Here is a 10,266-nt window from a genome sequence, read left to right as displayed (position 1 = left end):
TCGCGGTGTTCGACGGTGGCGGTTCGCAGGGCGCTGGTGGTTTCGACATGTCCAACCTGCTGGCCCAGGCGCAGGCGATGCAGAGCCAGTTGATGGAGGCTCAGGCGAACCTTGAGAGCCAGGAGATCGAGGGCAGCGCCGGTGGTGGGCTGGTGACCGCGCTTGTTTCCGGTACCGGTGAGCTGCTGAGTCTGACCATCAAGCCGCAGGCCGTGGATCCTGACGACACGGAGACGCTGGCCGATCTGATCGTGGCGGCGGTCCGGGACGCTTCGGAGAACGCCAAGCAGGTTGCCGCGAACGCGATGGGCCCGTTGGCCGGTGGTCTCGGCGGTGGTCTGCCGGGTCTCGAAGGAGTCTTCGGCGGCGCTGACGACGAGGACGAATCCACGAGCAAGCCCAGCATCGGCTTCGGCAGGCCGGACACCCCAGGCCCGACCGGCACCCCGGGCACGTCTGGCCCGACCGGCACCCCCGGCTCGAGCGACGGCTCCGGCGCCTCAGGTACGGCCGGGTCGTCCGGTCAGAACCCGGGCTGACGTGTACGAAGGGGCCGTTCAGGACCTCATCGACGAGCTTGGCCGGCTTCCCGGAGTCGGTCCGAAGTCCGCGCAGCGTATTGCTTTCCACCTGCTCTCGGCCGACGAGACCGACGTACGCCGGCTCGCGCACGTGCTCGTGCAGGTGAAGGAGAAGGTCAAGTTCTGTGAGATCTGCGGCAACGTCTCGGAGGAGACGCAGTGCCGGATCTGCCGCGACCCGCGTCGCGACCTCGCGCTGATCTGCGTGGTCGAGGAGGCCAAGGACGTCGTGGCGATCGAGCGGACCCGCGAGTTCCGCGGCCGCTACCACGTCCTCGGCGGCGCGATCTCGCCGATCGAGGGGATCGGGCCGGACGAGCTGCGGATCAGGGAACTTATGCAGCGGCTGGCCAGCGGAGAGGTGACCGAGATTATTCTGGCCACTGACCCGAACCTGGAGGGTGAGGCGACAGCGACGTACCTGAGCCGCTTGCTGCGGCCCATGGGGTTGCGCGTCACCCGTTTGGCTAGTGGACTTCCAGTAGGCGGTGATCTCGAGTACGCCGACGAGGTCACACTCGGACGGGCGTTTGAAGGGCGACGATCGATCGATGACTGAATCAACCGATAGTGCTGGCCCAGTGGATATCGCCGAGCGGGCGCTGGGGACGGACTCCGAGGATCTGCTCGAGTTCGCCGAACAGATCGCCGATCAGGTGCGCAGCTTCCTGATCTCCGTGCGGGACATCGCCGCGCAACCCGACGAGGACGGTGTCGACGAGGGTCTCGCCTCGCTGCCGTACCTTCTGCTCGAGGTGAGCCAGCTGCTGCTGGCCGGTGGGCGGCTGGGCGCGTTCGAGGACTTCGTGCCCGAGGAGCGGTTCGAGAGCGACGCGGGTCCGGACCCGGACCTCGACGCGATGCGCGACCGGCTGGCGATCCTGTTCGAGGGCCTGGACGAGTACGCCGAGGTCTTCGACCCGTACGCCGCACCGCCGGAGATCACCGTCAACCGGCTGTCCGACGACCTGACGGCGATCGCGACCGACCTCGTGCACGGGCTCGCGCACTACGAAGAGGGCCGGGTCATCGAGGCGCTCTGGTGGTGGCAGTTCTCCTACGTGTCCACCTGGGGCGCGGCGGCGAGCGCAGTACTGCGGGCCATCCAGTCGCTGATCGCCCACGACCGGCTGGAGCCGGCCCACGACCCCGAAACCGAGGCCACGGACCGCGAACTGGTCGAGGTAGCCGAAGAAGTAGTCCAACGCCGCTGACAGCCGGTACTACGAACCGCACCCGTGTCCGTTCATGAACTGATTGCCCGGCTGCCTGCTATCGACCAGGTTCGGCGGGCCAGTCGTGCGCTGGCGATGCTTGATGCGGTACTGAGTCCTGCGCTGGAGCATCGGTACTTCGGCTTCGACTCGCGGTGGTCGGAGACCGAGGAGACGGCTCTGATGGACAACGGGTCCGGGGATCAGTACGCGATTGTGTTCTCGCCAGAGGGTGCCTTTGCGCGTGGGTTCGATCACGAGTCACCGATGTCGCCGTATGTGTCCGACGACCGAAGTACCACTTGGCCGGGGCTGTTCGACGGCGTGCCGGATGTCTTCGCTTCGCAACTCGACGAGCCTGCGTTCAGGGATGAGAACGGGATTGCGATGGCCACGGTCTGTTTTTGGCGTCGTACCGGTGATGACGGTTGGCAGTGTGGACCGGTTGAGGGTGTTGAGAAGGATGGGGCCGAGCGGCTGTTCGAATTGCTTGCGGATGGGCGGCCGGAGGCGTATCTGACGTTTGCCGAGGACTGCTACGAGGTTGCGTTGGAGCTCGACGCGGTTCATCACGTTTATGCGCTGATGCCGCTCACCGAGGAGATCGTCACCGCGCTGAATCCCGAGGTCATGTTGAAGGACCTCAAGGACGACATCGCCGAGATCGGTTACCCACGGCCCTGAAGACCCGCTCAGGGGTGGAGGGTGGGGCGGTAGATGAGTTCCTGGGTGTGGCCGTCGAGGGTGCGGCTCTCGATCAGTTCGAGGTCGAAGTCGGCCGCGTCGTCGAAGATGCGGCCCAGCCCGCTCTGACCGGTGATCACGGGGAAGAGCGTCACCTGGACCCGGTCGACCAGGCCGGCGGCCAGCAGTGCGCGGTTCAGCGTCAGGCTTCCGTGCGAGCGCAGCGGCACCGTTGACTCCTTCTTGAGTTGGGCGATCGCGTCGACGGCGTTGCCGCTCAGGACGGTCGCATCCCAGTCGAGCGGTCCGTCGAGGGTGTTCGACACGACTGTCGTCGGCAGGTTCCGCATCCGGGTGACCCATGGGTCGAGTGCCCCAGATCCCGTGTTGCTCAAGATCGATGAGAGGGCTCGGTAGGTGTTGGCGCCGAGGACCAACCGCTGCTCCTCGCCGTACTGGGTGAAGCGGTGGTCGAGCCGCTCGGGACCTTGTTTGCCGAAGTAGCCGCCGAACGTCGTGCTGTTCGAGTAGCCGTCGAGGCTGGAGAAGATGTCGAAGGTGTAGGTGGCGCTCATGATGCTCTCCTGATGTCTGGGGACCGCTCCCGTTGGCGGTTCCTCACCCCTGCTACGAACAGCTCGGCCCCGATCCGACATCACCTCTCACAAGATGCCGAAGAGTTTTGGATCGATTGGTTCAGAATGTGTTACGGTGCGGGTATGGCGCGGCCGAGAGGGTTTGTGGAGGAGCGGGCGGTGGATGCCGCGATGCGGGCGTTCTGGGCGCATGGCTACGAAGGGACGTCTACGCAGGATCTGTGTGAGGCGACCGGGCTCGGGCGCAGCAGTATTTACAACACGTTCGCTAGTAAGCGGGAGTTGTTCGAGAAGGCACTCGGTCGGTATATCGAGCTGAAGACTGCTGCTGCGCTGGAGTTGCTGGGTGGTGAGTTGCCGGCGCGGGAGAAGATCCGCACGGTGCTCTGGTGGGCGGTGGAGCCGGATGAGCAGGACCCGCTTGGCTGCCTGGTGGTCAACTCGATGGTCGAGCTTGCTCCGCATGACCCGGCGATCGCCGATCGGCTGCGGCGCGACCAGGAGATCCGGCTGGCTGCGCTGGTTGCTGCGATCGAGGCCGGTCAGCGCGCCGGCGAGATCGCGGCGGACAAGGACGCGGAGAGTCTGGCCCGGTTCGTGGTGGCGACGATCAGCGGCCTGCGGGTGCTTGCCCGCAGCGGCGCCGACCGCGCCGCCCTCGAGTCAGTCGCCAGCACCGCCCTCACCGCTCTCTGACGCTGCCACCCGAACTGCGCGCTGCCACCCGGAGCGCACGCCGCCACCCAAACTGCTCGCCGCCACCCGCACCGCACGCTGCCACCCGCACCGCACGCTGCCACCCGCACTGACCGCGGTCTGGCGCTGCGGCTATCGCCCTCGCCGTCCGGCCCGACGGTGAAACACCCTTCGACGGAAGGAATTCAGTCATGCCCATTGCCATTTACGTGCTGGGGCTTGCGATCTTCGCTCAAGGCACCTCGGAGCTCATGCTGACCGGATTGCTCCCGGAGTTGTCCCAGGATCTTGGTGTCTCCATCTCGGATGCCGGGCTGCTGATTTCGGCCTTCGCGATCGGGATGCTGATCGGAGCCCCGGTGCTGGCAGTCGTCACGCTCCGCTGGCCGCGCCGTACTGCGCTGCTGACCTTCCTCGCGGTCTTCGCGCTCACCCATGTCGTCGGAGCACTCGCGCCGAACTACGAAGTACTGCTCGCCACCCGGGCTGTAGGAGCCTTCGTGTACGCCGGATTCTGGGCCGTAGCCGCAGTCACCGCAGTGGGGCTGGTCAAAGACGATCGACGCGGCAGGGCGATGAGCATCGTGGCCGGCGGTCTCACCGTCGCCACCATCGTCGGACTACCCGCGGGAACGGCCGTGGGTCAGCACCTCGGTTGGCGAGCCGCCTTCTGGTGCGTCGCCTTGATGTCCACAGTCGCGATGGCCGGGGTGCTAGCAACCGTTCCGCGGACCACCCCAGACCGCACCCACGCTCCGCGAATTTCCGCCGAACTCCGCGCAATGGCAAACCCGCGCCTCTGGCTGGCCTACTCCACAACCGCTTTGTCCACAGGCGCTCTACTGGTCACCTTCAGCTACTTCGCGCCGCTACTCACCGACGTCACCGGCCTGTCCGAAGGCTGGGTGCCAGCCGTACTTGCCCTGTACGGCGCGGGCGCGCTGATCGGCATCACGATCGGCGGCCGCACCTCCGACGAACGCCCCTTCGCCACCCTCCTCATCGGCATCAGCGGACTCATCGCCCTGTCCGTGGGGATCGCCTTGTGGGCCGCTCAGCCGGTCGTTGCCATCGCGCTGATCTCACTGCTCGGCGCCTTCGGCTTCGCCACCAACCCGGCCGTCAACACCCGGGTGTTCAGCCTGGCCGAAGGTGCCCCGACTCTCGCGGCGGCGGTCAACATCTCCGCGTTCAACGTCGGCATCACCGTCGCACCCTGGCTGGGCGGGATCGCCATCGAAGCCGGCGCCGGGTACGCCGCGCTGGGCTGGATCGGTGCCGCCATCGGCACCCTCGCCCTCCTCACCGTCATCCTCGCCGCCACCCGCCCAGCCCCGGCGAAAACCCAAGCGCAGCAACAAAAAATCACCTGCGCGACCACAAGTTGATCAGTCCGGCAGCATCGGAACAGCAAGACCCTGAGACCGGCCCAGCAGATTGCCCCGCGTCACCGCATCGCTGCCGAACTTGTCGCGCACCCCATCCAGTGCGGAATCAAGCTCGTCATTACTGGCCTTGTCGAACGGCAACGCCAGCTGCACGCTCGCCTCGTTCTCCAAGTTCCCCACCGAGATGCCGACCATCGTGATGCCCTGCTTCTCGATCATCGGCCGCGCCGTCGCCATCAGCGACCGCGCCGTGACCAGGATCGCCCGCGTCTGACCAGTTGCCTGAGGCAACGTATGTGACCGGGTCGCCCGGCTGAAGTCGTCGAACCGCAGCCGCAACGTCACCGTCCGCCCAGCCCGCCCCGCCGACCGCATCCGCCGCGTCACCCGATCGACCAGCCCGGCCAGTACTGCGTCCAGCGTCTCCGGCGACTTCGGCGACCGGCCCAGCGCCCGCTGCGACCCGATCGACCGCCGGCGCCGCCCGACCTCGATCGGCCGCGGGTCCCGGTTGTGCGCCAGCGCATGCAGATGCCGCCCCGACGCCCTGCCAAGCATCGCCACCAGCGCCGCCTCAGGCAGCATCGCGACATCACCAACAGTCGTCAGCCCACGATTCCGCAGCTTCTCAGCGGTCACCTCACCGACGCCCCACAAACGCTCGACCGCCAGCGGATGCAAGAACTCCAACTCCCGATCGGGCGGCACCACCAACAACCCGTCCGGCTTCGCCACCCCACTCGCCACCTTCGCGAGGAACTTCGTCCGCGCCACCCCGACCGTGATCGGCAACCCAACCTCGGCCAGTACTTCGGCCCGCAACCGCCGGGCGATCTCGATCGGCGTACCGGCGATCTTGCGGAGCCCGCCGACGTCGAGGAACGCCTCGTCGATCGAGAGGCCCTCGACCAGGGGCGTGGTGTTCTCAAAGACGCGAAAGACCGCCTTCGAGGCCTCCGAGTACGCCGACATGCGCGGCTGGACCACGATCGCCTGCGGGCAGCGCTTGAACGCCTGGCCGCCGTTCATCGCCGTGCGGACGCCGTACGCCTTGGCCTCGTAGCTGCAGGCGAGCACCACCCCGGCGCCGACGATCACCGGGCGGCCGCGCAGGCGTGGATCGTCCCGCTGCTCGACCGACGCGTAGAACGCGTCCAGGTCGGCATGCAGAATGGTCGCTTCGCCGTCGGGCACGAACACATGTTCGCATACTCTCGGACTGCCCGAATAGGGAGAAATCCCGAGGCGCAACGCCGGTGCGACAGGACAGAATGCGGCTCATGGACCTGTCGGCTTACCGTGCGCTCTGGCAGACGCGGGGCGTTTTCGCCCTGCTGACCGCGGCGATCGTCGCGCGTCTCCCTGTCATCGCGTCGCTCGTACCGATGTCCTTCCTCGCCAAGGACGCCGCCGGCAACTTCGGCTGGGCCGGTGTCGTAGCGGGCGCGTACTCCGTCGGTATGACGGTCGGCGGGCCGGTCTGGTCGCGGCTGGCCGATCGTCGTGGTGCCCGGGGCGTCGTGATCGGCACCGGAGTCGCCTGGGGCGTGGCGATGGCCGTGCTCGCCCTGCTGCCGTCCGAGTCGTACCGGCTGATGCCGGTGATCTCTGGACTGGCCGGGGCGTTCGTCTCGCCGGTCGGGTCGACTCTGCGAGCTGCCTGGCCGCGCATCGTCCAGGGCTCACGGCTGCGGGTCGCCTATGCGCTGGACGCGACGGCGGCGGAGGTCTTGTTCGCGATCGGCCCAATGCTGGGTGCTCTGATCGTCAGCTTCGCCAGCCCGCGGGCCGGAGTACTGACTGCTGCTGTCGCGGCCGGGATCTCGATCTGGTGGTTCGGACTGCGGCAGCCTCCGGCGGTCCCGCATGACGAGTCGAAGGGTGCGCGGCTGACCGCGCCGCAGCTGCTCTGGCATCGCCATCGGTTGCCGTTGATTCTTGCGTTCGCGTTCGCTGTCACGGCGTTCGCGTCGGTCTCGCTCGGGATCGTGGCGTTCGCGGACGCGCACGGTAATCGCCTGATCGCCGGTGGGCTGGAAGCGGTCTGGGCGATCGGCAGTCTGGCCGGCGGCATCTTGGCCGGTGCGCTGCCCGGCCGCCGCAAGTCGTACGTCTGGCGGCGGACCCTCCTCGTCTCGGCCGGCATGCTGCTCTGTGCCTTCGCCACCTGGTCGCCTGTGTCGCTCGGATTCGCTCTGATGCTGTCAGGGTGTGGGCTGGCGCCCATGGTCGCCGCGCTCTACGAGCGGCTGGGCAGCATGACGCCGGAGTCGGTCAAGACCGAAATCTTCGGCTGGATGCAGAGTGCCGGGATGGCAGGCGGCGCTGTCGGCTCAGCCGTCGCAGGCGTGGTCGTCGAGACTTTCGGCGTCCGCTACGTCTGGGTGATGGCCGCGCTCCTCACCCTCGCCGCGGCCGCGACCGTACTGCGGGTCCCGCCGCACAGCCCGGCCGACGAGCGGGACGCGGAACCCGTCGTACCGCAGACAGTGCCTCAAGAGGTCTGACAAAGAAGGTCTGCGGCCGGATCGCGGCCCGGCTGGACTTCCTCCGGGCCGCCCCGCGCGCCGCCGGACGGGTGGACCAGTCGGTGGTCGGCCCGTAGGCAACGAGAAGATCACGGCTAGAATGAGCCCGAACGACTACGCCCGGTGCAGCGCCGCACGGCGTACCGCAACCAGCGCAGGACCGCTGGGGATTCAAGCAATGAGGAGACTCTGTGGGACGCGTCGTGCACAAGTACGGCGGTTCTTCGGTCGCTGACGCCGATTGCATCAAGCGCGTGGCCCAACGGATCGTCGCGACGAAGAAGGCCGGGAACGACGTCGTGGTGGTGATCTCCGCGATGGGTGACACCACCGACGAACTGATGGACCTGGCCAAGCAGGTCTCACCGCTGCCCCCGCCGCGGGAGCTGGACATGCTGCTCACCTCGGGTGAGCGGATCTCCGCCGCGCTGCTGGCGATGGCGATCGCGAACCTCGGCTACGAGGCGCGCTCGTTCACCGGCTCGCAGGCGGGGGTGATCACCACCGCCGCGCACGGGAACGCCCGCATCATCGACATCACCCCGGGCCGGATCGAGGACGCGCTGGCCGAGGGCCACGTCGCGATCGTGGCCGGCTTCCAGGGCGTCGCGCAGGACACCAAGGACATCACCACGATGGGCCGCGGCGCGTCCGACACCACCGCGGTCGCGCTGGCCGCGGCGCTGGAGGCGGACTACTGCGAGATCTACACCGATGTCGACGGCATCTTCACCGCGGACCCGCGGATCGTGCCGGCCGCCAAGCACATCCCGATGATCTCCTACGAGGAGATGCTCGAGATGGCCGCCTGCGGCGCGAAGGTGCTGCACCTGCGTTGCGTCGAGTACGCGCGGCGCTACAACGTCCCCGTCCACGTGCGCTCCTCCTTCTCCCAGAAGGAAGGCACCTGGGTCGTCGATGCGAAGGAACTGAAGAACATGGAACAGGCGATCATCTCCGGCGTGGTCCAGGACCGCAACGAGGCCAAGATCACCGTCGTCGGGGTGCCGGACAAGCCCGGTGAGGCGGCCCGGATCTTCGAGACGGTGGCCGGGGCCGAGACGAACATCGACATGATCGTGCAGAACGTGTCGGCGGTCGCCACCAACCGCACCGACATCTCCTTCACGCTGCCCCGCGTCGACGGGGCCCGGGCGATGTCCGCGCTGGCCCGGATGAAGGACGAGGTCGGCTACGAGCAGCTGCTCTACGACGACCAGATCGGCAAGGTGTCGGTCGTCGGCGTCGGCATGCGCTCACACCCGGGCGTGTCGGCGAAGTTCTTCTCCGCGCTGGCCGACGCCGGCGTGAACATCGAGATGATCTCGACATCCGAAATCCGGATCTCGGTGGTCGTCGACGAGAACCTGGTGGACGCGGCCGTCACAGCGGCGCACACTGCATTCGACCTGGACGACGAGCAGACCCAAGCTGTCGTGTACGGAGGAACTGGACGGTGACACCTGTGAGCGCTTTCGATCAGACCGAAGACCGGACGGGCCTGCCGACACTGGCCGTCGTCGGCGCCACCGGCGCCGTCGGCACGGTGATGCTGACCCTGCTCTCGACCCGGGAGAACGTCTGGGGCGAGATCCGGCTGATCGCATCCGAGCGCTCCGCAGGAAAACGGCTGAAGGTCCGCGGCGAGGAGGTCGAGGTCGTCGCGATCAGCCCGGAGGCCTTCGACGGCGTCGACGTGGCGATGTTCGACGTACCGGACGAGGTGTCGCTGCACTGGGCGCCGGTCGCGGCCGCCAAGGGTGCCGTCGTGGTGGACAACTCCGGCGCGTTCCGGATGGACCCCGACGTGCCGCTGGTGGTGCCCGAGGTGAATGCCGAGGCAGCCCGCAACCGGCCGAAGGGGATCATCTCGAACCCCAACTGCACCACGCTGTCGATGATCGTCGCGATGGGCGCGCTGCACCACCGCTACGAGCTGGAGCAGCTTGTCGTCGCGTCGTACCAGGCCGCCTCGGGGGCCGGGCAAGAAGGCATCGACGCGCTGTACGACCAGCTGATGAAGGTGGCGGGCAACCGCGAGCTCGGTACGACGCCGGGTGACGTCCGCCGGGTGATCGGCAACGCGCTCGGGCCGTTCCCGGCTCCGCTGGCGATGAACGTCGTGCCGTGGGCCGGTTCGCTCAAGGACGACGGCTGGTCGTCGGAGGAGCTCAAGGTCCGCAACGAGTCGCGCAAGATCCTGAACCTGCCGGACCTGAAGGTCTCCGCGACCTGCGTCCGGGTCCCGGTCATCACCACCCACTCGCTGTCGGTGCACGCGCGCTTCAGCCAGGTGGTCGACGTCGACGAGGCCCGCGAGGTACTGCGAGACGCGCCGGGCGTGCTGGTCTTCGACAACCCGGCCGAGGCGGAGTTCCCGACCCCGGCCGACGTGGTGGGCACCGACCCGACCTGGGTCGGCCGGATCCGTCGCTCGTTGGACGACGACCAGGCGCTCGAGCTCTTCGTCTGTGGCGACAACCTGCGCAAGGGCGCGGCCCTGAACACGGCCCAGATCGCCGAGGTCGTCGCCAAGGAGTTCGCCGCCCAGCACTGATGGGCCATCAACCGATCGGTTG

11 protein-coding genes are annotated in these 10,266 nt (G+C 67.7%); 9 read left to right on the top strand and 2 right to left on the bottom strand.

The features are described from left to right. Nucleotides 1-5 precede the first annotated feature (5 nt). The 4 genes from AB0F51_RS07845 (at nt 6) to AB0F51_RS07830 (ending at nt 2,479) form a co-directional block, all read left to right on the top strand. Nucleotides 6-539, top strand: a complete 534-nt coding sequence (locus AB0F51_RS07845) for a YbaB/EbfC family nucleoid-associated protein (RefSeq protein WP_360275719.1) — start codon at nt 6-8, stop codon at nt 537-539. Between the two features lies 1 nt (nt 540). Further along, a complete protein-coding gene (gene recR / locus AB0F51_RS07840) occupies nt 541-1,140 on the top strand; it encodes a recombination mediator RecR (protein ID WP_020391097.1) in 600 nt (199 codons plus the stop codon). After that, nucleotides 1,133-1,795 (top strand): DUF5063 domain-containing protein, encoded by a 663-nt coding sequence (locus tag AB0F51_RS07835; protein WP_360275716.1) that lies wholly within the window; start codon nt 1,133-1,135, stop codon nt 1,793-1,795. Before recR ends, AB0F51_RS07835 begins: the two co-directional genes overlap by 8 nt. Nucleotides 1,796-1,978: 183 nt before the next feature. Next, nucleotides 1,979-2,479, top strand: a complete 501-nt coding sequence (locus AB0F51_RS07830) for a hypothetical protein (RefSeq protein WP_360275713.1) — start codon at nt 1,979-1,981, stop codon at nt 2,477-2,479. A gap of 8 nt (nt 2,480-2,487) precedes the next feature. Here AB0F51_RS07830 and AB0F51_RS07825 read toward each other — a convergent pair whose 3' ends face one another. Continuing rightward, complete coding sequence (locus AB0F51_RS07825) at nt 2,488-3,054, bottom strand: dihydrofolate reductase family protein (protein ID WP_360275711.1); 567 nt, start codon at nt 3,052-3,054, stop codon at nt 2,488-2,490. A gap of 144 nt (nt 3,055-3,198) precedes the next feature. Between AB0F51_RS07825 and AB0F51_RS07820 the strand changes: the two genes are divergently transcribed. Both AB0F51_RS07820 and AB0F51_RS07815 read left to right on the top strand, forming a co-directional pair. Next, the gene (locus AB0F51_RS07820) at nt 3,199-3,771 is read left to right on the top strand and encodes a TetR/AcrR family transcriptional regulator (protein ID WP_360275709.1); all 573 of its coding nucleotides are present in this window, start codon (nt 3,199-3,201) and stop codon (nt 3,769-3,771) included. Nucleotides 3,772-3,962: 191 nt separating this feature from the next. Further along, complete coding sequence (locus AB0F51_RS07815) at nt 3,963-5,159, top strand: Cmx/CmrA family chloramphenicol efflux MFS transporter (RefSeq protein WP_360275706.1); 1,197 nt, start codon at nt 3,963-3,965, stop codon at nt 5,157-5,159. Here the strand turns inward: AB0F51_RS07815 and dinB are convergent, their stop codons facing one another. Next, complete coding sequence (dinB, locus tag AB0F51_RS07810; RefSeq protein WP_360275704.1) at nt 5,160-6,353, bottom strand: DNA polymerase IV; 1,194 nt, start codon at nt 6,351-6,353, stop codon at nt 5,160-5,162. Between the two features lie 86 nt (nt 6,354-6,439). Between dinB and AB0F51_RS07805 the strand changes: the two genes are divergently transcribed. The 3 genes from AB0F51_RS07805 to AB0F51_RS07795 all read left to right on the top strand — a co-directional run bounded on the left by AB0F51_RS07805 (nt 6,440) and on the right by AB0F51_RS07795 (nt 10,244). Next, nucleotides 6,440-7,666: an MFS transporter gene (locus AB0F51_RS07805; RefSeq protein WP_360275702.1), complete on the top strand. Its 1,227-nt coding sequence runs from the start codon at nt 6,440-6,442 to the stop codon at nt 7,664-7,666. Nucleotides 7,667-7,878: 212 nt separating this feature from the next. Continuing rightward, nucleotides 7,879-9,147: an aspartate kinase gene (locus tag AB0F51_RS07800; RefSeq protein ID WP_360275700.1), complete on the top strand. Its 1,269-nt coding sequence runs from the start codon at nt 7,879-7,881 to the stop codon at nt 9,145-9,147. Further along, entirely contained in the window at nt 9,144-10,244 is a 1,101-nt protein-coding gene (locus AB0F51_RS07795; protein WP_360275697.1) for an aspartate-semialdehyde dehydrogenase, read from the top strand. The genes AB0F51_RS07800 and AB0F51_RS07795 overlap by 4 nt, the downstream gene beginning before the upstream one ends. Nucleotides 10,245-10,266 lie beyond the last annotated feature (22 nt).

It is taken from the genome of Kribbella sp. NPDC023855, from assembly GCF_040639475.1.
GTDB lineage: Bacteria > Actinomycetota > Actinomycetes > Propionibacteriales > Kribbellaceae > Kribbella.
The sequence above is the reverse complement of the archived record's forward strand: the minus strand, read 5'-3'. Positions and strand labels throughout refer to the sequence as shown.